Below are 21324 nucleotides of genomic sequence, written 5' to 3'. Positions count from 1 at the left end.
GCGGATACGGTCGCTGCCGTGTTTCTCACTGGCGGTCGTCTACAAGAATCCTGCACGGTTCGGCCCTGGTTGGCGGTACGAGGTGCGACGTAGAAGCTCAAGAGGGTCTTTCGGTCACTCTTTGATGGGGGGCCGAACGACGGACAGTAGTCGAGTGCACTATAAGTGCACTATAAGTGCAGTATGATGCACTCATGGATGAGAGTACAACGAGCTTGGCGCTGGCAATCGGCGCCCGGGTTAAGCAGGAGAGGCAGTCGCGGGGCTGGACGCTTGATCAGCTTGCGGAGTCTGCAGGGGTAAGCCGCAGGATGGTCATCAACGTGGAGCAGGGTGCCGCGAATCCCAGCGTGGGAACTCTGCTGAGGATCAGCGACGCGCTGGGTGTGGGGCTGCCGGCGTTGGTCGAGCCACCTCGCCCGAAGCCGGTGAAGGTCACGCGCAGTGGTGAGGGCGCTGCTTTGTGGAGCGGTGAGTACGGCGGCCGCGGGGTGTTGGTGGCCGGCACCGAACCGCCGGACGTGGTTGAACTGTGGGACTGGACGCTGGGTCCCGGCGACCGTCATGTGAGCGAGGCCCACACGTCGGGCACCAAGGAGCTTTTGCAGGTCCAGCAGGGCACGGTCACGGTGGAGGTCGCAGGTCAATTGCTCACCCTCGATGAGGGCGATGCGGTGACGTTCCCGGGCGACGTGGCACACTCTTACGCCAATCCGGGCACGGAGCCGGCGAGGTTCTCCCTGGCCGTCTTCGAGCCGGGCGTGGGGACAGGTCACCGGCCGGAGGCGTCCGATGCCTGAGTCGGGCATGCTTCAGGAATTTCTCGACGGCGGCCATGTTGACGCCACCGTGTTCGCGCTGCGGCCCGACTACCGGGCGTTGCTGCTGGCCGTTGGCGGACTCGTCCCTGGCCCGAGTGACCAGGCCGGTGAGGAGATGCTCCAGGCGGCGGAATCCGCAGCCCGGGAGCTGCTCAACGGCCGGCCGGTTGAGCAGCTCCCGCACGTGGCTGCGTGGCGCGAGGCTTATCAGGGCTTCGGCGCCAAACCGAACCGCACGCGCAACAGCCTGGAGGCGCTCCTGCGCCGGGCGGTGTCCGGGTTGCCCCGGGTGAACCGTCTCACCGACCTCTATAACGCCGTTTCGGTGCTCCACCAGGTCCCGCTGGGTGGGGAGGATCTGACCCGCTACAGCGGTGCGCCGCGGCTGGTTCGAGCCACCGGCAAGGAAGCCTTTGATACCGCCGCCGACGGCGCCACGGTGATCGAGCACCCGGAATCCGGCGAGGTGGTGTGGCGCGATGACGCCGGCGTGACCTGCCGGCGCTGGAACTGGCGCCAGGCACGCCGCACCCAGCTCGGCGAGGAGACCACCTCCGCGCTGTTCATCCTCGACGCGCTCGAACCCATGACCGATGAGGCGCTCCACGCCGCAGCCGAGGACCTGATCGCCCGGCTGACCCTACTGGGTCCCGACGTCGGCGTTGCCCGCCGCCTGATAGCCGCGGGCACGCCAGCCAACGAAGAGACTGACATGCTCGTCCACTCCCGGATACGCGCGATCGTTGACCGGCAGGCCCGAAGGGGCCAGCCGTGAGCCAGCGCGTCCCCAAGAATGTCCCCGTTCCGCCGTGGGGGCTGGCCGTGGCGGCCATGCTCTCAGTCCAGCTGAGTTCGGCACTGTCAGTGGATCTGATCGCGGCGGTGGGGCCGGCCGGAACTGCCTGGCTCAGACTCAGTGTGGGGGCGCTCGTCTTCTTGGCCGTTGCCCGACCCCCATTGCGCGCGCTGCGCCGCCCCGACGTCCCCGTGCTACTGGGGCTGGGTGTCGCCACCGGACTGATGACCATCGCGTTTCTCGCCTCCATCGAACGCATCCCGCTCGGCACCGCCGTCGCGATCGAGTTCCTCGGTCCGCTGACTGTCGCCGGGGTGCGCAGCCACAGCGCACGGGCGCTTATCTGGCCAGCCCTGGCGCTGCTCGGCGTCGTCCTTCTGACCGAACCCTGGGCTGGTGACATCAACCTCGCCGGTATCGGGTTGGCAGGGCTCGCAGCCGTCGGGTGGGCCGTCTACATTGTGCTCACCCAACGGATCGGCGACCGCTTCACGGGCATCGGTGCGCTTTCACTCACCGTTCCCGTCGCAGCTGCCACGGCAGCGGTCGTCGGCATCCCGCAGTCCGCCGGACATCTCAACCTCGGTGTCCTCTCCGTCGCTTTCGGACTGGCCGTCCTGATGCCGGTGCTGCCAATGGCGCTCGAGATGCTCGCCCTGCGCCGGATGACGCCCACGGCGTTCGGTACCCTGATGGCCCTCGAACCCGCCATCGGGGTGCTCCTCGGGCTGCTCGTGCTGCACCAGCAGCCCTCACTCACCCAATTCGGTGGCATCACGCTCGTCGTCCTTGCAGGGGCCGCCGCGCAACGCGGTGGCCGACGGCGACCGCGCTCCCGCGAACACGCCGGCGCCCGCATCGCCCCCGACCTCATCGGCCAAGGGCCAAAGTAAGCGACAGTCCTCCAAATAGGGGGTCCGCCAGACTGTCGCTACGCGGGAATTCCCTGCTGACAGGGCCCGCAGCTAAGTCCCCCAGGGAGTGCCTCAGACTTTGCTTCCCTGTTATTCAGACCTAAGGAGTTATAACCATGTTCACCGGCTTGAGTGCCTTCCCCCTGACCCCTCTGGCAGATGATGCTGTTGACGAGTCTGCCTTCGTTCGCCTGATCGAACGGCTCTCGGAGGCGAAGGTTGGCTCCATTACCGCGCTCGGATCCACGGGCTCCTACGCGTATCTGAGCGGCGAGGAACGGAGCCGTGTGGCTCGTCTTGCCGTCGAGCACGCCGGCGCGACACCGGTGTTCATTGGTGTTGGGGCCTTGCGGACCTCACACGTCCTCGCGAACGCTGAAATGGCAGAGCAGGCGGGGGCTTCCGCACTCCTGCTTGCGCCCATGACCTATCAGCCCCTCACCGAAGATGACGTGTTCGAACTCTTCCGGACCGTCACCGCGAACTCGTCGCTGCCCGTGATCGTCTATGACAACCCGGGCACCACCCATTTCACCTTCACGACCGAGCTTTACGGACGCATCGCGGAACTGCCCGGAATCGCCTCCATCAAAATCCCCGGTGTGCCGGCCGATCCGGAGCAGGCACAGGCGCGGGTTCAGGAAATCCGAGCCGCCGTCCCGGCGCACGTGACCATCGGAGTTTCCGGTGACGCAAAGGCCGCCGCCGGACTGGCCGCCGGGTGCGATGCCTGGTACTCCGTCATCGGCGGCACCTTGCCCGCCCTGGCGCTGCGGATCACCCGGGCCGCTCTGGAAGGGCGGGTCTCAGACGCGACCGCTGAGTCCGAACGGCTTGCACCGTTGTGGGAGTCGTTCGCCGAGTTTGGCGGGAGTATCCGGGTCGTTGCGGCCATAGCGGAACAGCTGGGACTGGCATCACCATCGTGCCTGCCGCTTCCCCTCCAGGGATTGACCGCGGAGCAGCGTGCCCATGTTGGCAGGATTGTCGATGAGCTCGGGCTTAACCCGTAGCGCCGGCCTCGGCGTTTCACGCGGGAAGTACCGCCGGGGCGGGGCGCTGGCGCGCTACGTCTTCGCCGCGACGCTGGTGCGAAGCGCAGACGGCGGCGCAGTGGTCGCCATCGTGCTGCTCGCGCACGCCTGCGGGATGCCGGGCTGGCTGGCCGGCATCCTGGGAGCATCAATCACCGCACCCCACGTGCTCGGCCCCTTCATCGCCCGACGCCTCGATACAGCCCGTGACGGACGCAAGGTCATCGCGTGCTCCGCAGTCCTCCACGGGGTGCTGCTCGGTGCTGCTGCACTGCTCCTGCCCGTCGCCTGGCCGATCTGGCCAGCCTTGCTGCTCTTCGTCTCCGGCATCTTCGGGCCGATGCTCACCGGCGGGATCAGCAGCCGCCTGCCCTCCATCGCCGGCCCCGGGCAGCGCAGCCAACGCAGAGCACAAAGCTGGGACGTCGCAAGCTACGGACTCAGCGGCACCCTCGGCCCGGCAGCAGTGGCATGGATCGCGGCAGCATCCGACGCACTCACCGCGACATTGGTTCTGGCCGGAGCCGCCGTCGCTGGTGCTGGAGCCGTCCTCGCACTCCCCAAGCAAGAGCCGCCCAACAAGGCCGTTGGGGTGCCATCACCCGGACGAACACTGAGCCTCATATGGGAACGTGGTCCGCTGCGCCGCACACTCGGACTCACCGTGACCGTCGCATTCTCTGTCGCCGCGCTACCGATCTACGCCGTTGCCACAGCTCCCGCGTTCGGCGGCGCCGCGGCCGCCGGAACACTGGTCGCAGCCTACGGGATAGGGAATCTCCTCGGATCAGCAGGGCTCATGCTCCGACCGCTTCGCCGCGACGCAGACCCTCTCATGAGCTCCCTCTCCGCACTCGTCGCGGCAACGCTGATACTCGTGATGCTTTCTCCGACACTCCCCACATCCCTCATTGCCTTCGGCCTGGCAGGGATCGCCAACGCAATGTTCTTCGCGGCAACCCTCGCCGCGCGAAGCGAATACGCACCCATCGAGGCCCGCGGCCAAATCTTCATCTGGGTAGGCGCACTCAAGATCGCAGCAGGATCCGCCGGAACAGCCGTCGCGGGTGCAACTATCGCACAGACGGTTTGGGCACCACTTCTGCTGGCGACAGCCCTCACAGCAATTGCTGCGACCACCAGCATCATCGAGCGCTCCCGTCCACGCTTGTCCAAACACTAGCCCGCCTGAATCCGCGGCGTGTATGCGGCGAGCAATGTCTCCAACCTGATGGCCCCGTCACGGAGCACCGGGCCGGCCGAGGGTGTCATGCCCGGCGCAGGGATCAACGCCGACGTCATCAAAGAGGAATCCCCCGGGGCCGTCGAGGGCCACTTCGGCCCCTTCTCGGCCGCCGCGGAAGCAACTGTCGCTCAGATCTGCCTGGGTCACCGACGCCATGGCCTTAATGATGGGCAGAAATCCACCGGCATACGCCCTGTGGCCACAGTTGAAAGGGAAGAAGGCTTTGGCGGGGTGGGTAGCGTTGGTCCATGGGACTGGTCGACGACAGCCCGGACCGGGCAGCCCTGACGTTGACGCGGCTCGCCCGCGGAAGAATCCGTAGGACCCGGCGACCTGGCAGGCGCATGCTCGACTATCTAGACGACCTCGGACAGCGGAACGCCACACCTTCCTCGGGTTGGTGGCCACCGCATTGCCCGGAGCCACTTCAAATCCCTGGACTATCTGGGAGCAGGGTTGCGCGAGCCGTGTTAGGGCGGGATGTTCGACACTAAATCACCGTCACCTGCTGGAATTTGACCTTGTCTTTGTCGTCGCGCGCCGTGCCCATTTGACCGGGAGCGCCGCTGGGCCCCGCGAGGCCCGGTGTGGATGGCTGGCCAGGGTCAGTGCTGGCGTGGCTGAAGTCGCCTCGGGCGCCGCTGTCGCCGGTGACCCCCGCGGCACCTCCCGGGCCCGGGTCTCCTCCTTTGCCGGGGTCTCCTGACTTCGCCTTGAACACGCTCTGGCCACCGCTTTGGTCGGAAATGTAAAAGACGAGGATGTCTCCGGCTGCGCCCGCGTCGCCGCCCCGACCTCCAATCCCGCCCTGGGCTCCATTCCCTCCTGCGCCGCCGTAAGCGCCGGGCTCGCAGTCGTTTCCGTCGCCGCCCTTTCCGCCCTTGCCGCCGGCGCCACCTTTTCCTCCGTTGCCACCTTTTCCTCCGTTGCCGCCTGAAGCGTCGACAGATACGTCGCTGCCGAGGACGCTCACGTGTAGTTCAACGGTGCCGCCCTTGCCGCCTGGCAAGCCATCCGCGCCGGGGCCGCCGATGCCGCCATCACCGCCACGTCCGCCGCGCGTGGCACCAGTGTCGGTGACGAAGAACCAGCCACTGCACACCGCTCCGAATCCCCCTTGTCCCTGCGGTCCGTCTCCTCCGGCAGCGCCAGCCGCGCCATCGCCGCCATCCGTTCCCCGCTTGTCGATGCCGCCCATTTTAGGATCTCCTGTTCTGGTGAGGTTAAGTCTCTGATGGGTTTGCTGCTGTTAAGTTCAGCGCCAGCCGGCCGTGACAGCCTCCACTCGAGCGAGGATCTCGGAGATGGCAAGACGATCCGTATAGCCCTCTATCGGCGGATGCGGGCCGGGCTTGGTCATTTCCTCCACCACCAGGGGAATCTCCAATGGTGTAGGCGGGGCACCGACCATCTCGTTGCAGGTGAGCAGGAAGTGGCTGCTCTCCGGTACGATCCAGCCGTACTGGTGGAACTTCACGTTCCCGGCCGTCAGCGCGTTGATCGATCGTTTGAGGAACAGCAGGCCTCGCACTTCGAGGTCGCGGTCCAGAAGCCGGACCTCCTTCCACACCGGAAATGCGTCGCGGACCGGTGAAATGAAACGCGCACCTTTCTCAGCGGTCAGCTTCGCCAGGGCAGGAGAATGGCCACGAGCGATAAGCATCGCCGTTGCGCGGCTGACCGCGTCACGCACCATCACAACTTCCTGCGGAATGGTTGCAGTGCCCTCGATCTCTCGGGACGACACAACACCGTGGTTACCCTCAGAGAAAACCACATCAGGCACAGAGGCATGCTCGAGACTGCGTTGGATGTCGTTCAGATCTTCCTCCGGGATGGCGGGGTGGATGATTCCGAGGCGGTAGAGGTCCCTGATTGAGCGCGGTCTTTCTTCGACCAGAAATTCAGCGGCCGGAGAGTCAGGGCTGTCAGAGAAGACGACCGGGTACTCCGACTCCTCGATTACATATGTGTCAGGCATGATCTGTCCTTGCTTGAACGGAATCTGTTTGGGGGAATGGGGTCCGGTCACGAGGTGGGGACCTGCGTGAAGCGGTCAGCTCTGGGTGATCGAACCAGTCGGCGCCTGCGAGTGTCTCTCAGGTGGGACCGCCAGCCGCCGATCCTCATCCTGGGCGCGGAGACGTGGCGGGCAAGGGACACGGTCGGGTTCTGGACGATTTTGGCTCTGTAGCCGTCCGCGATCAGCAGGTCGTAGACACCTTGCCAGCCTGATCCGTCGACGAAGCCGCCGTGCACGAGCACGAGGTTCTTTACTGGTTCCTCGGACATGCGACCCTTCTGTTTAAGGGAGTAACAACCGGATGCTAGCCGGACCCGGTCCGGGTCGCTAGGGTCCATTGACCGGGGCAATGCCTCGACGCCGCCTTTACCTGCGATTCCGTCGAATGGTTCTCGAAATGGAACGGGCGCTCCCGAGCCCGAATCGAGTTTGAGAGGGAGCGGGGAACCCAGAAAGTTGGTCGGGAAGTGTGCCTCATTCTGTCCCCCGGGGGATGGAGCCTACGGTCAGCGGAGCGCGCGCAGATACCGTGCAGGCACGATTCGCTGCCCGATTCGAAGGAGTGGGTAGATTGCCCGCCAGTCGGCCATCTGCTCCAGGCTCAGCGCGCGCCCAGACCGGGATGCACCGCAGCTTTGCAGTACCGCGGACCTTTCCCGTGAGTCAACGCGCACCCTAGCCCGGGATGCGTTCTGGAACTACGCTGGGGCAGGCGTCGCCCTGTTTCCGGGCAGGCGGCGGGCACGTGGTCGGGGAAGGAGGCGGTCCATGAACGCACAGAACATCACCCACTGGATCCGGGCGGGGTTGTGGACACTGCCCCTTTACGGTCTGATCACCGCCTGGGCCACGCTTGAGCCTCAGCCGGACCAGCAAAAGGATCCAGACGCCTGGGCACGGTTCGTCAGCTCGGGCTCGTATCAATCCAGCCACTTTCTCGGCAGCTACGGAGGCACCATCCTCGCCATCTTCGGGGTGTTCGCGCTGGGCTGCTGCCTGGCCAACAGCCGCGTCGGCCGCCTGGCACTGGCAGCAACAGTCATCACCGTCGCAGGAACTGCCTTGCTAATGGTCCCCGCTGTCCTCTCCACTTTCGCCACTCCCGCGATCGGGAAGGCGTATCTGGAAGGGAACCGGGACGTCATGCTTCTGGAGTTTCCATCCGCCATGACGGTCTCGTTCCTGCTCGGGCTGCTGCTCGCGTTCGTTGGCAACGTCTTGCTTGGAGTCGCGGTCTGGCAGTCCCGGACGCTCCCCCGTTGGGCCGGGGCGCTATGGATTGCCGGCGCCGTACTGTTCTACCTCCTCGGCGTCGTGCTGGGGCAGGCGACCACGGGCAGCAGCCTTCCGACACAACCGGCCGGTGCCTTGCTCATGGCTGCATCGGGTGGCTGGATGGCGTGGAGCCAGTCACGGCAGGGCCAGCCAGCCGCGGCCGTCCATGCGGCCGGCACGCGCTGACGGCTTAAGGTTCGTGGAGGTCGGACTTGCCCCAGCGGTCCAAGTGATTGTGTTGAGAATTCGCGTCGGCTCCATCCGTTCGGATGGATCGAGACGATGAATACCGGAGAACGCCTCATGCCACATCTACGACGTTGCGATTATGTCGGTATCACCGTTGGCGTATCACCCATGTGCGCGGTCCGGAGGATTATCGTGCCCCTGGCCCAGCGGATCGGCTGACCTGCCTTCAGCCGCGCCGACCTCACCGGTGAGGTCCGACTCGGGCCCCGAAGATGCCCACCCGCTAACGTTCAGCAACCCAGCACGGGCGCTCACGCCTTTCCCGCGGCCACGGCGGATAACCACGAAGATTTGATCCCCAAGACTCAGCCAGTCATGCAGGTCTAAGCGCTCCCGGCCATGAAGGAGTACGCAGCAACACCGCTGTCCACGTCACAAGAAGGAGCCGCCAGACCGCAACGGCCACCAACAAAAATGGGCCCCGAAAGGGACCATAAAGGATTTGTACACATTCAGCAGCCCACAAGCCCCTGACCAGGGGTGTTCCAGAAACGCACTCATCACCGCAGCCCAGCCTGACCCGACGACAGCCGGCGCCCGCTGAGGGGTGCCGGCTGTCGTCGGGTCGGCCTGGGGATGCCGGGCCGCGGGGTTCCGAGAGTGTGGTGCGGCTCAGGCCGGATCCGCGGGGGTCGCGACCTCGGGCTGGGGATCCGAGAGGGTCTTCGGGACCGTGTCCTCGAACTGCGGGAGGCGGTTCAGGTACTCCACCACCGAATCCGTGGACTCCACGTCACCGAACTTGTTGTCGATGTCGTAGAGGTTCCACTGCACGACGCCCGGGACGCGGTCGCCGATGGTCTCCCGGGGGATGATCGGGCGGAAGCCCTTCGCGATCGCGTCCTCGACGGTGTGGCGCACGCACCCGGCCGCGGTCGCACCGGTCACGATCAGGGTGTCGATGCGGTTGGAGGTCAGGAAGAGCTCGAGGTTCGTCCCCGGGAACGCCGAGGCGCGATTCTTCTCGATCACGACCTCGCCGGGCGCGGGCGCAATGCGGTCATCGATCTGCGCCCAGTAGGAATCCGCCGGAAGGGTCTCCGTGGGGATCTTCGAGTACCACAAACCCATGTCGTTCGTCCCGGAGGTGGCGTCGCGGTTGCGATACACGTTCGTGGTGTAGAAGACCGGGACGCCCTTGGCGCGCGCGGCCTCGTTGATCCGCTGGACGTTGGGGATGATCTCTTCCATGCCCGGGCAGCTGAACGGGTGGCCCGGACGGGTCCAAGCATTCGCGAGGTCGATGTGGATGACGGCGGGGCGGTTGCCGTAGCCGATCCGACGCTTGAAGCCTCGCTCGTTGTAGATGCCCGTGCCTGCTTCGAACGCCTCCTCCAGCACTGCTGCAAGACGGGCTTCGATGTCGTTGGACGTCGCTGTCTCTGTAGTCATGGTTCTCTCCACTCTCTCGGCTTTTGTGTTTCTAAGCTAGCAACGAGGTTGCTGTACTGGATACTGTAGCGCACGAACTGGCGCACCACCAGAGGTGCCCGAAGTCTGCATCTCCACCGGACCAACTTCTCGATAGGGCGAGCATCGGCGAGTGCGTCACTCCGGCAGCCCGGCGAGGGTCCGGTTCGCCGCCCGCCCACCCCAGCAACACGGGCTGAGGCGTCCGCAGTTTTCCCGGCGGAAACATTCGTGCCACGCGATGACAAAATCCGCCGGTTTCTCTATTGAGGCTCGCATTGCTCCACAAGCAACATCGTCGGCCCGCCAAGTCAGGTATATCGGGTGGATAGAGCGCACAGTAGGCCTATGCGCGTTGCTCCTGTTGTGACTATGTTGCTAGCAAAGCAGCCGATCCCTTCGGGACAAAAGGCAAAAGCAGGGAAGCCGGCCGAAGCTAGGATGCAGTGTGAGCGGAACACTTCGGAGGCCCGCCAAGGCGGGCCTTCTGTTCGTTAATCTCACGTCCGCAGTATGGAACTGACAACCTCAGTGGGGCGGGTACAGATTGCGGCATATGATGGCCCCAAAGAGTGGCGGGATAGTCACGTAGCGCGAAAGGATGAAGGTGGCAGGCAGGCCGAGGCAGGACAACGGGCAGGTCCAAGGAGCTGCGGCGTCACTGTTGAACGGTCTTGCTGTCCTGGAAGCCTTTTCCGTTCAAAGTCCGGTTCTTGGTGTGACTGAGGTTGCTCAGCGTGTTGGCCTCCACAAGAGCACGGTCTCACGCATTCTTAGCGGTCTAACAGAAGCTGGATATGTCCAGCGGGATGAGGAGACGGGACGGTATCGGCTCGGGCTGGGCCTCCTCGCGTTGTCCGCCCCTTTGCTGGCGGATCTGGATGTCCGCCGTGCTGCGGTTCCGTATTTGGAGAAGTTAACCGAAAGCACCCAAGAGACCAGCGCTATCTCGGTCTGGAATGGTCACGAGGCCATCGTCGTGGAGCAGGTTGCCAGCCCGAATCAGGTCAAACACACTGCCACCATCGGAACCCGGTACAACAAATTCGAGAGCTCTTCAGTGCGGGTTTTCCTGGCGGAGCTGGCGCCGGCTCTCGCGACGGAACTGATCGGATCCGGGCAGATACTACGCACGGCAGGAGATGGTTTGCCGTTGGACCACACCGCCCACCTGCAGGAAGTCGCCCGTCAGGCATACGCCATTAACGACGGTTCGACTACGGAGGAGGAGTTTGGGGTCTCCGCTCCGGTTCGGGATTACCGGGGCAAGGTGGTTGGGTGCATCACTGCATCCGCTCCCCGTTCCCGTGTGCAAAAGCACGCCACCATGGATGCTCTGGTTCAAGCCGTACAACAGGCTGCCTCGGAAGTATCCACCCGCTTGGGCTGGGCGGCCTCGCTTCCGGGGTGATTCACCCACGCGGCTAGGCGAACGTCAGCAACATCGTGTATTCGACCGCATTCAGATCGAGACGCTTGACCGCGCTGTCGCACTTGGAAAAAGCCTTCCGAGAGGGAGCAGATGCCAACTTCGAGGGGGTGGGCTTGCTTGAGGTTCCGTCGGTCCCTGCTCTGGCAAACCATCGAGGATCACGGCTCGCAGGCCCATCGGCTCCTGCTCGGATCAGCCAACAGCGCCGTCAGCGACCTGGATCTGTTTCCCCGGCAGGTGGCCCAACCGTGTAGACACCCGCGCCGCGGCCTCTAGGACGGCTTCGCGCAGGATCGACTGACTCTGCATGTACTGCACTCGGGATCGGGGCGCGCTGGCAGTGATGCAGCCGACGACTTCGCCCCGGTAGTCCCGCACAGGAGCGGACACGCCGTATTCCTCGTAAGTGGTCTCGCCGTCGTTGACGGCGAATCCGTCGTCACGCACGCCGACGAGCTGTTCGTGGGCCGGGTCTTCGAGACCGAGGTAGCCCTCCCGCAGGACCGTACGGTCGGCAAGCAGACGGTCGGTCTCCTCGGGCGGCAGTTCGGCGAGGAACACGCGGACTGAGGAACTGGCGAACTTGTTGTAGCGCGTGCCGATCGCCGCACTGTGCTTGACCTGGTGGGTGGAAGCCGTTTGTTCCACGACGATCGCGTTGCTGCCGTTCCAAACGGCGATCGCGGCCGTCTCGCCGGTGGCCTGTGTGAGTTCTTCGAGGTGGGGCAGAGCGGCACGGCGGACGCTAAGCTCGGCCAGCAGTGGTCCGGCCAGGCCGATCATCCCGAGCCCGAGGCGGTATCGCCCTGTTTCCTCGTCGCGCTGCACGTAGCCGGCTTCGTCCAGGCCGCTAAGCATCCGGGAGACCGTGCTCTTGTGCAGGCCAACGAGCTCGGAGATCTCCGTGACGCCCAAGAGGGAACGCTTGGCGACAGAGAAGGCTTCGAGCACGGTAAGACCGTTGAGCAGCGATGCTGCCGCCCCTTGCGGTTTGTCAGTGGTTGTTTGTGGGTCAAGCATTGGGTTCTCCCTCTCCAGGCGCTACGCGCAGTCACCGTAGCCATCGTACGGCGTGCCCATCCAACCTCTCGTCGGAGGACAAGTCTCCAGCGGCTCCACGTCGCCGAACGTGGAGTCCATATCGAACAGGTTCCACGCCACGACTCCTGGCGCGCGGTCGCCCACGGCCTCCTTGACGATGATCGGGCGGAAGCCCTTGGCGATCGCGTCCTCCACCGTGTGGCGGACACAGCCGGCCGCGGTCACGCCGGTGATGATGACGGTATCAATCCGGGTCACCGTCAGGAACTGCTGCAGGTTGGTGCCGGGGAAGGCGCATGCACGCTTTTTGGTGATGACGAGCTCTCCCGGCTGCGGGGCGATGCGGTCGTCGATCTTCACAGCTTCCGAGTTGGGATCCAGGGTCTCAACCGGGATCTTTTGGGACCACAGGCCCATGTGGGACGGCAGGTTCACATCGAGGACGTCATAGGCGGTGGTCGTGTAGATCACCGGCACGCCCTTGGCGCGGGCCGGAGTGTTGAGGTCCTGGCAGGCCGGGATGATGGTCTCCATGTTCTTGCAGGAGAGCTGGTGGCCCGGGCGGGTCCAGGCGTTGGCCATGTCGATGTGGATGACGGCCGGCCGGGTGCCGTAGCCGCTAGTTCTGCAACATGTAACCCTTTTTTCTCAGCAGTCCAAGAACCGACCGTGCCCCCTCCCCACCCTGCTTGGCAGAGCCTTGCCGAATCCTTCCGCAAGCTGCTCTCCAACTCTTAGGGAGGCGCACGTCCCTGACGCAAAAGGGGAAGTCCCAAGTAATGAACGTCAAAAGCATTGCGCGTTGTTTCCAAAGGAACTAAATTGCTTTCTAAGCAACGATGTGAGCTACCGCACATCGGATTGCGGGACCGGACCCCCGGCCCAGCGGACTAGCTCCAATCCCGGGTGAATCCGGGCCCGGCCGAGCGGCCCCCGCCTTTCCCTTCAACCCAGTCCTGAACCAAACTTTCGAAAGGACCCCCCTTATGAAGCGCATCGGAGTAGACGTCGGCGGTACATTCACCGACTTGTATTTCTCGGACGACGACCAGCGCATCGCCGTTGTGGAGAAGGTTCCCTCCACCCCGCACGATCCGTCTGAGGCCGTGATCAACGGCATCATAAAGCTCTGCGCGAAGGCCGGGGTGTCGCTTTCGGAGATCGACCAGCTGGTGCACGGAACCACTGTCGCCACCAACACCGCGCTGACGCACACGGGTGCGGAGGTCGGGATGATCACCACCGAGGGTTTCAGGGACATCCTGCACATCGCCCGTCACAAGAAGCCGTACAACTTCTCCCTCCAGCAGGATCTGCCCTGGCAGACCAAGCCCCTGATCAAGCGCCGCCACAGGCTCACCGTCAAGGAGCGCATCACCGCACCGAACGGCGAGGTCCTGGTTCCCCTGGACGAGGACGAGGTCCGTGAGCGCGTGCACGAGCTGAAGGCGGCCGGAGTCGAAGCCATCGCCGTCTGCCTGCTGCACTCGTATCTGAATCCCGCCCACGAGCAGCGGATCGGGGAAATCGTCGCGGAGGAGTTCCCTGAGGCCTATCTGTCCCTTTCCAGCGAGATCGTGCCCCTGTACCGGGAGTATGAGCGGTTTTCCACCACGGCGCTGAATGCCTATGTCGGGCCCCGGGTCTCCCGTTACCTCTACCGCCTGCAGGAGCAGGCAGAAGGATTGGGTTACAAGCGGGAGATCCTGCTGATGCAGTCCTCCGGCGGTATGGTCCCGATCAAGGAGGCCGCCAAGCGGCCCGTCACACTGATGATGTCCGGACCGGTCGGCGGCCTGATCGGCGGCATGTGGGCCGGTCGTCAGTCCGGCTTCGATAACGTGGTCACTCTGGACATTGGGGGGACCTCAGCGGACATCGGTGTGGCCTATCAGGGTGAACTGCGCATGCGCCACCTGCTGGACACCAAGATCGGCGACCACCAGGCAATGGTCCCGATGGTGGATATCGACACCATCGGCGCAGGCGGCGGCTCCATCGCCTACGTCGACGCCGGCGGTGTCTTCCGCGTCGGTCCGCAGTCTGCCGGCGCCGTCCCGGGCCCGGTCTGCTACGGCCGGGGCGGGACGGAGCCGACATCAACTGACGCCCAGATGCTGCTGGGGCGCATGCGCCCTGACCGCGTCCTGGCAGGCTCAGGCATGGATTTGGATCTCGATGGCGCCCGAAAGGCCATGGAAGGTCTGGCGGAAAAACTCAACATGTCCGTGGACCAGGCCGCCCTCGGCGCGCTGCAGATCCAGAAGTTCGGCATGACCCAGGCGATCGAGCAGAACTCCGTACGCCGCGGCTACGATCCACGTGACTTCACCCTCGTAGCGGCAGGCGGCGCCGGCGCACTGTTCGCCTGCGAGATCGCCGCGGAGCTGGAGGTCCCGAAGGTGCTGATCCCGGCTCACCCGGGCATCATGGCTGCGACCGGCCTGCTGGCTACCGACGAGAAGTATGAGTTCGTCGCCACCAGGCGGTTCACGTTCGCCAGCGCGGACCCCGCCGCCATCCAGGGCTCCTATGAGCAACTGGAGCGCGAGGCCAACGCCCAACTCGATGCCGAGGATGTGCCAGCCGGACGCCGCAAGCTCGAATGGCTCGCCGACGCGCGCTACGAGGGCCAGGGGTACGAGATCCGCTTCACTGCGCCCGCCGGACCGGTTAACCAGGCCTGGCTGGAAAAGGCCGAGGCAGCCTTCCACGACGCCCACTTCGAGGAGTACGGACACCGCTTCAAGAACGGCACCGTGGAAGTCATCAACATCCGCGTGGAGGCCAGCGCCCTGATGGATGACCTGCCCACGCCGGAAGCGATCAAGTCCGGTTCCCTCGATGACGCCCTGGTGGAAACCCGCCCGGTGACCTTCGAACAGGAAGGCAAGCCGGTCACCCTGGACACCGGCTTCTACGACCGCGACAGGATGGGCGTGGGAATCACCTTCACCGGCCCCGCCATCATCGAGCAGTACGACTCCACCACAGTTATTCCTCCGGGATTCTCCGGAGCGGTGGATGCAGCCGGCAACCTCGTCATCGACTGCCCGGCCGCCACCCAGAGCGCCGAGAAACTGGCCACCCCGATCCTGATGCGCGTGATCGGCGGCGCCCTGAACTCGGCAGCCAAGGAAATGGCATCGGTGCTCTTCCGCATGGCCTACTCCTCGATCATCCGTGAGTCCGAGGACCTCGGTGCAGGGCTCTTCGACAAGGACGGAAACGTGCTGGCCGAGTCCGACTCCACGCCAATGTTCATGGGCTCGATGCCCAAGATCGTCAAGGGTGTGATCTCGGTCCTCGGCGAGGACATCCACGACGGTGACATCATCCTGCACAACGATCCGTACCTCGGCGCCACGCACTCCCCCGACGTCGCGATCATCGAACCGATCTTCCACGACGGGGAACTCGTCGGCTTCGCCGGCGCCTCGGGCCAGCTGATCGACAACGGCGGTGCGTACTCCGGACTGATGGTGGACATCCAGGACATCCAGTCCGAAGGCACCATCTTCCGGGCAGTGAAGATTTCCGAGAAGGGCGTCCGCCAGGAATCGCTGATCCGGCACATCCTCAACAACACCCGGACACCCACCTCCAACGAGGGCGACTTCCAGGCGATGATCGCCGCCTGCGAGCTGGCCAAGTCCCGCTACATCGCCCTCATCGAGCGGTACGGCTTCGGTGCGGTCCGCGAAGCCGGCCAGAGCTGGATCGACTACTCGGAGCGGATGCTGCGCCAGGAGATCGCCAAGATCCCCGACGGCGTCTACGAGACCGAGGTCGGCTACCTGGACGACGACGGCCGCAACTACGGCAAGAAGCTGCCGATCGTCGTGAAGGTGATCGTCGAGGGTGACGAGATCACCTATGACCTCACCGGGTCCTCCGAACAGGTGCCGACTGCCTACAACTGCGCATTCGAGGGCACGACGGTCTCGGCGTTCACGTTCATCACCCGGATGATATTCCTGGACGAGGTCGCATTCCCGGTGTTCGTGCCCCAGAACGAGGGCATGCTCAAGCCGCTGAAGGTGATCGCTCCGGAGGGCACCATCTTCAACCCGACGTACCCGGCTGCGACCTTCTCGCGGTTCTCCCAGGTACAGCGGGCCGTCGACCTGGCCCTGCGGGCCCTGGCCCCAGTTATTCCGGAACGCGTCACGGCCGGCAACTCCGCCCACATCCACTTCATCTCCTACTCCGGTTGGGACGAGAAACAGGGTGAGTACTGGGTCTACCTCGAGGTCAACGAGGGCTCCTACGGCGCCCGCGCAACCAGCGACGGGCCGGACTCCGTCGACAACCTCATCGCCAACACCCGCAACAACCCGATCGAGGAGCTCGAGTGGCGGTTCCCGATGCGCACCGACCGCTACGAACTGCGCTCCGAGCCGGCGGCGGCCGGTGAATTCCGCGGCGGCATCGGCATCGTCCGGGAGAACACCTTCCTGACCGACACCGCGATCACCTGCGAGGGTGAACGCCACGAGTCGGACGTTCCATGGGGAGCCTTCGGCGGCCATGACGGCCTCAACGGCTCGCTCGTGAAGAACGTCGGCCGGGCGGGCGAGGAGTCCTGGCCGTCCAAGGTCACCGGACGTCAACTGCTGGCCGGTGACTCACTCCAGATCACCGTACCCAGCGGTGGTGGCTTCGGTGACCCGCGCAAGCGGGACCCTCTGAAGGTCCTCGAGGACGTGCTGGACGGCTTCACGACCGCCGAGGCGGCCGCCCGTGACTACGGTGTGGTCCTCAAGGAGGTCAACGGCCAACTCACGGTCGATCTGAGGTCAACCGCCGAACGCCGCGAGGTATCGGTCGCCGAGCTCAGTTCCGCAACCTAAGCCAGTAAACGCAGTAAAAGGGGCGGCCTGGAGCCAGTTATTGACGCTGGTCTCCAGGCCGCCCCCCTTCGTTCCCTACTGATCACATCCCCACCATCCCCGTGAATTAGGAACCGTTATGACCACTGCCCCAACCTTTCAATTTGTCGAGTCTGATGTCATGCCCAAGGACGTCCGGCTGGCCACCTGGATTTGCTTCTTCGCCTGGACCTTCGCTGTCTATGACTTCGTCCTGTTCGGCAACCTCCTGCCGATGCTTGCCTCAGACCTCGGCTGGAGCGCGGCCCAGTCCACGGGGATCAATACCTGGGTGACTGCAGGAACTGCACTCGTGGCCTTCGGGATCGGCCCGATCGTCGACCGGATCGGCCGCCGCAAGGGCATCCTGATCGCCGTCATCGGTGCCGCCGTCGCCTCCCTGCTGACGGCCACTGTCGGCTGGGTTGTGGGCCTCGCTGCCGGCCTTGGACTCGTCTTCCTGGTCCTCGTGCGTTCACTGGCCGGCCTCGGCTACGCCGAACAGGCCATCAACGCGGCGTACCTCAACGAGATGTTTGCCCACAACAGCGATCCTGCCAAGGCCCGCCGCCGCGGTCTCATCTACTCACTCGTCCAATCCGGCTGGCCGGTCGGCTCCGTCCTGGCTGCCGGGTCCGTCTACCTGCTGTTCCCCATCGGGGGGTGGGCGCTCTGCTTCGCCGTGGCCGCCATCCCCGCCGTCTTCATCGTCATCGCCGGACGCTGGCTCAAGGAGAGCCCCCAATTCGCCCACCGTCACCAGATCGACAAGATGATCAAGGACGGCAGGGTGGAAGAGGCGCGGCAGCTCGGGGAGAAATACGGAATCGACGTCTCGGAGAAGGCCAGTCCGCTCGTCTCGGTCTTCCGTGGGGAGTCGCTGCGGTCCACCCTGACGATCGGCGGAGCCTTCCTCCTGAACTGGCTCGGCGTCCTTGCATTCGCGATCCTCGGCACGTCGCTGCTTACCGCACCGGACGGCAAGAACATCGAGTTCGACAACGCGCTGCTGGTACTCATCATCTCCAATGCCACGGCCTTCGCCGGCTACCTGTTCCACGGCTGGCTCGGCGACCGGATCGGGCGCCGCAACGCGATCGGGATCGGCTGGATTCTGTGTGCCGTCTCCTTCTTCACCATGCTCCAGGCACCGAACGGGAACTTCCCGCTCATCATCGGGCTGTACAGCGCCGGGCTGTTCTTCCTCATCGGCCCCTTCTCCGCCCTGCTGTTCTTCACCGGCGAAAGCTTCCCCGTCCACACCCGGGCAACCGGAAGCTCCATCATCAACGCCTCCGGCCAGGTCGGAGCGATCATTGGCGGACTGCTGATCACCGCCGCCCTCGCCGCCGGCGCCGGCTGGATCAACGCCACCCTCTGGTGGGGCGTCCTCCCCATCCTGGCCTCCGGCCTGCTGATCTTCGCCGCCCGGAACGTCGACCCCAGCAAGGTCCGCAAGGACTGACAGGCTTCCGAAACCCGCACCACAAATCCATCCACACGGCGCGAACTCTATGGGACCAGGGAGTTCGCGCCGTGCGGATGACATTAATCCGTAGCCCTTATCGAGTGGACCGCGACGGCAAGGTCCAGTTGCTGCTGCCCACCTCCCGCCTGAGGTGAGCAGGAGGTGACATGCCGCGTTGCCCAGGAGGCTGTCGGGCCGGCTCGTCCCGCCAAGGTTCTTTGCGCAGCTTGGCCTGTTCCACCAGTTCGGTCATCCAAGGCCGGTGCCCGCGGTGCAGCGCCATGCCCTTGGGCAGCCCTTGGACGGAGGTGGTGGAACCGGAAATGTCGATGGTAATCCGGCCGCCAGCCATGGGGGGCATTGGTGATGTGCAGGTCGCCGTAGGCCTCCGGCAGTACCGGGTCCAGCCACAGACCACCCCGGGATACATGCGCGTCGTAGCGCATCAGGCTTGTCACCAGCAGAATCGACGCGGTCGCGGCCCAGGTCTGCGGCGAACACGCCGTCGGGTACGGCACGGGCTGGGTGAACCGTTCCCGGTCGAAGCCGCAGAAGAGCTCGGGCAACCGGCCGTCCGAGTACTGGGCAGCCTCAAGCAGTGCCGCAGCGATCTGCTGCGCTTCTTTCACGAAACCGTAGCCCACCAGGCCGGCCGCAATAGTGGCATTGTCGTGCGGCCAGGCCCAGCCGTTGTGGTAGCTCGCCGGGTTGTAAGCCCCCATCTCGGTAGCCAGGGAGCGAACACCCCAGCCGGAGAACATCTGCGGGGACATCAGCTTCTCGGCTACCAACGGCGCCTTGTCCTCATCCACGAGACCGAACCAGAGGCAGTGGCCCATGTTAAAGGCGCAGGCGTCCACGGGCGCTTGTCCTTATCCAACGCGATCGCATAATGTCCGCGATCGGGCAGCCACGACTGTTCGTTGAACCGTTTTTTCAACTCTGCCGCCCGGTCGGTGAGCTCGTCACCCACGGCCGTGTCGCCGGCGTCATAGGCCATCCACCCACGCGCCGTGTACGCTGCGAACACGTAGGCTTGGACCTCGCACAGGGCGATCGGCGATTCCGCCAGGGTGCCGTCCGGAGGCTGATCCCGTCCCAGGAATCCTTCCACCTCTGGTTGATCAGCCCCCGATCATTCAGGCGGCCATATTCGACGAAGCCATCGCCGTCGCGGTCCCCGGACCCAGTCCAGTGCCCGGTCCGCGTTGGGCAGCAGGGCGGCAATGGTCTCCTTGGCGAACCCCCAGCGGCTGACGGCCCCGAGCACACTCACAAATAGCGGGGTCGCATCGACGCTGCCATAACTAAAAACGCCGCTCCCCATCGGCCACACGTGGCGAGTGAGGCCGCCCCCGTCACGACATATTCGAGACTTCCTTGACGGTCTGTGTGACAGGTGCCATAGTCTTCATATGGACCTGTTGGACAGCTGGACAGCTGCACAAGATCGAGTGGTACGCGTCGGCGCGGCCGAAGCGGTCTTCGCATCCCTCCGCAGCGCAATCGAAGGCGGCAAGATCCCTGTCGGCACCCGGCTGGACTCAGAGGCATCGCTGGCCAAACAGTACGGCGTGAGCCGCACGATGGTCAGGGAGGCACTGCGTTCCTGCACCGCGTTGGGACTCACGGCCACCCACACGGGTAAAGGCACCTTCGTCATCGCTGACAAGGTGGCCCAGGACCTCAAACTCGGCAAATATTCGGCCAGCGCCCTCGTGGAAGCCCGCCCCCACGTGGAAGTGCCGGCCGCGGGCCTCGCCGCCCAACGCCGCAGCAACGAAGACCTGGAGGCCCTTCGGGAAATCCTCCGGGAAATGTCCGAGGAGGACGATCTCCAGCAGTGGGTGCTTTTGAACACCGAGTTCCACGTGACCATCGCCCGGTGCAGCGGCAATGGCGTGTTCGAATCATTCCTGTCCGACATCTGTGACGCCATGGCCAACCAATCGAACACGCTTAACCTCGTGGCGGACCGGCGCAAAGAATCGGGTCAGGAGCACGCCCGCATTTTCGCCGCCATCGAGAGTGGATCAGCCGACGAAGCATCCCAGGCCATGAGGATGCATTTGCACGGGGTTGAATGCGCCCTGGGCACCATCGTCCCCGGAAGCGGAAACTCCAGGTCCGGCCATACGCGCTAGATCCTAAACCTCGGATTTCACCCACCCTCCCCTGCTGCACTCGCCGCAGGCCCCGCGCGGTCTCTTTGCCCTGGAACAACCATGCCCACCGTGCTGGCAGCGGCGTCACTCAGGCCTGCCCCAGATTTTCCGTCCAAACCCGTCAACGAAGCCCTGTGAGGACCCAATGACCAACGCCCATACCGCCCCGGACACCCGCTCCGAACACGACCTCCTGGGCGACCGGGACGTTCCCGCCGGCGCCTACTGGGGCGTCCACACCCTCCGGGCCGTGGAGAACTTCCCCATCACCGGCCAGCCACTGTCCTCCAACATGCACCTGGTCCGCGGCCTGGCCGCCGTGAAACTCGCCGCCGCCCGCACCAACCACGAGCTCGGACTGCTCGACGCCGGGCGTGCCGCCGCCATCGGGCAAGCCTGCACCGAGGTCATGAACGGCAAACTCAGCGAACAATTCGTCGTCGACGTCATCCAGGGCGGCGCCGGGACCTCCTCGAACATGAACGCCAACGAGGTCATCGCCAACCGGGCCCTGGAAATCCTCGGGCACCCGAAGGGCGACTACGCCCGGCTGCACCCCAACGACCACGTCAACCTCAG

18 protein-coding genes and 1 pseudogene are annotated in these 21324 nt (G+C 64.8%); 11 read left to right on the top strand and 8 right to left on the bottom strand.

What is annotated here, in order from left to right; all coding sequences use genetic code 11:
* Positions 1–194 precede the first annotated feature (194 nt).
* From AC1DKN_RS16710 to AC1DKN_RS16690, 5 genes are all read left to right on the top strand, one after another.
* Positions 195–800 carry a helix-turn-helix domain-containing protein gene (locus AC1DKN_RS16710; RefSeq protein ID WP_476871944.1) on the top strand — a complete coding sequence of 202 codons (606 nt, stop codon included), beginning with the start codon at positions 195–197 and terminating at the stop codon, positions 798–800.
* A gap of 7 nt (positions 801–807) precedes the next feature.
* Positions 808–1596, top strand: a complete 789-nt coding sequence (locus tag AC1DKN_RS16705; RefSeq protein ID WP_476871943.1) for a B3/B4 domain-containing protein — start codon at positions 808–810, stop codon at positions 1594–1596.
* Positions 1593–2510, top strand: a complete 918-nt coding sequence (locus AC1DKN_RS16700) for an EamA family transporter (RefSeq protein ID WP_476871942.1) — start codon at positions 1593–1595, stop codon at positions 2508–2510. Before AC1DKN_RS16705 ends, AC1DKN_RS16700 begins: the two co-directional genes overlap by 4 nt.
* A gap of 137 nt (positions 2511–2647) precedes the next feature.
* Positions 2648–3544 (top strand): dihydrodipicolinate synthase family protein, encoded by an 897-nt coding sequence (locus tag AC1DKN_RS16695; protein WP_476851189.1) that lies wholly within the window; start codon positions 2648–2650, stop codon positions 3542–3544.
* Positions 3522–4748: an MFS transporter gene (locus AC1DKN_RS16690; protein ID WP_476871941.1), complete on the top strand. Its 1227-nt coding sequence runs from the start codon at positions 3522–3524 to the stop codon at positions 4746–4748. The genes AC1DKN_RS16695 and AC1DKN_RS16690 overlap by 23 nt, the downstream gene beginning before the upstream one ends.
* Positions 4749–4805: 57 nt before the next feature.
* On the opposite strand, the gene AC1DKN_RS16685 is transcribed toward AC1DKN_RS16690, so the two are convergent.
* The 4 genes from AC1DKN_RS16685 to AC1DKN_RS16670 form a co-directional block, all read right to left on the bottom strand.
* A complete protein-coding gene (locus AC1DKN_RS16685) occupies positions 4806–4967 on the bottom strand; it encodes a hypothetical protein (RefSeq protein ID WP_476857414.1) in 162 nt (53 codons plus the stop codon).
* A gap of 334 nt (positions 4968–5301) precedes the next feature.
* Complete coding sequence (locus AC1DKN_RS16680) at positions 5302–6009, bottom strand: hypothetical protein (RefSeq protein ID WP_476857415.1); 708 nt, start codon at positions 6007–6009, stop codon at positions 5302–5304.
* A 57-nt stretch (positions 6010–6066) separates the two neighbouring features.
* Positions 6067–6792, bottom strand: a complete 726-nt coding sequence (locus AC1DKN_RS16675; RefSeq protein WP_476857416.1) for a hypothetical protein — start codon at positions 6790–6792, stop codon at positions 6067–6069.
* A gap of 47 nt (positions 6793–6839) precedes the next feature.
* Positions 6840–7103 carry a hypothetical protein gene (locus AC1DKN_RS16670; RefSeq protein WP_476851192.1) on the bottom strand — a complete coding sequence of 88 codons (264 nt, stop codon included), beginning with the start codon at positions 7101–7103 and terminating at the stop codon, positions 6840–6842.
* 499 nt (positions 7104–7602) lie between these two features.
* Here AC1DKN_RS16670 and AC1DKN_RS16665 point away from each other — a divergent pair, with 499 nt between their 5' ends.
* Positions 7603–8295 carry a DUF4386 family protein gene (locus AC1DKN_RS16665; RefSeq protein WP_476871940.1) on the top strand — a complete coding sequence of 231 codons (693 nt, stop codon included), beginning with the start codon at positions 7603–7605 and terminating at the stop codon, positions 8293–8295.
* 675 nt (positions 8296–8970) lie between these two features.
* Here the strand turns inward: AC1DKN_RS16665 and AC1DKN_RS16660 are convergent.
* A complete protein-coding gene (locus AC1DKN_RS16660; protein WP_476871939.1) occupies positions 8971–9750 on the bottom strand; it encodes an N-carbamoylsarcosine amidohydrolase in 780 nt (259 codons plus the stop codon).
* 682 nt (positions 9751–10432) lie between these two features.
* Here AC1DKN_RS16660 and AC1DKN_RS16655 point away from each other — a divergent pair.
* Positions 10433–11179, top strand: coding sequence for an IclR family transcriptional regulator (locus AC1DKN_RS16655; protein WP_476871938.1), 747 nt, complete (start codon positions 10433–10435; stop codon positions 11177–11179).
* Between the two features lie 213 nt (positions 11180–11392).
* On the opposite strand, the gene AC1DKN_RS16650 is transcribed toward AC1DKN_RS16655, so the two are convergent.
* Together AC1DKN_RS16650 and AC1DKN_RS16645 are read right to left on the bottom strand one after the other, a co-directional pair.
* Positions 11393–12220, bottom strand: a complete 828-nt coding sequence (locus tag AC1DKN_RS16650) for an IclR family transcriptional regulator (protein ID WP_028278268.1) — start codon at positions 12218–12220, stop codon at positions 11393–11395.
* Positions 12221–12241: 21 nt separating this feature from the next.
* Positions 12242–12829: an isochorismatase family protein gene (locus AC1DKN_RS16645; protein WP_476871993.1), complete on the bottom strand. Its 588-nt coding sequence runs from the start codon at positions 12827–12829 to the stop codon at positions 12242–12244.
* Positions 12830–13227: 398 nt separating this feature from the next.
* Between AC1DKN_RS16645 and AC1DKN_RS16640 the strand changes: the two genes are divergently transcribed.
* Together AC1DKN_RS16640 and AC1DKN_RS16635 are read left to right on the top strand one after the other, a co-directional pair.
* Complete coding sequence (locus tag AC1DKN_RS16640; RefSeq protein WP_476871937.1) at positions 13228–17094, top strand: hydantoinase B/oxoprolinase family protein; 3867 nt, start codon at positions 13228–13230, stop codon at positions 17092–17094.
* Positions 17095–17212: 118 nt separating this feature from the next.
* Positions 17213–18577 carry an MFS transporter gene (locus AC1DKN_RS16635; RefSeq protein WP_476871936.1) on the top strand — a complete coding sequence of 455 codons (1365 nt, stop codon included), beginning with the start codon at positions 17213–17215 and terminating at the stop codon, positions 18575–18577.
* A gap of 97 nt (positions 18578–18674) precedes the next feature.
* On the opposite strand, the pseudogene AC1DKN_RS16630 reads toward AC1DKN_RS16635, so the two are convergent.
* Positions 18675–19886, bottom strand: a pseudogene (locus AC1DKN_RS16630) (amylo-alpha-1,6-glucosidase); the annotation flags it as partial.
* A 109-nt stretch (positions 19887–19995) separates the two neighbouring features.
* Between AC1DKN_RS16630 and AC1DKN_RS16625 the strand changes: the two are divergent.
* Positions 19996–20724, top strand: a complete 729-nt coding sequence (locus AC1DKN_RS16625; protein WP_476851194.1) for a FadR/GntR family transcriptional regulator — start codon at positions 19996–19998, stop codon at positions 20722–20724.
* A 166-nt stretch (positions 20725–20890) separates the two neighbouring features.
* On the top strand, positions 20891–21324 hold a 434-nt coding region (locus AC1DKN_RS16620; protein WP_476871935.1), incomplete at its 3' end, for a lyase family protein.

Source organism: Arthrobacter sp. 01N444 (assembly GCF_056399305.1).
This window is presented reverse-complemented; position numbering and strand designations above follow the sequence as displayed.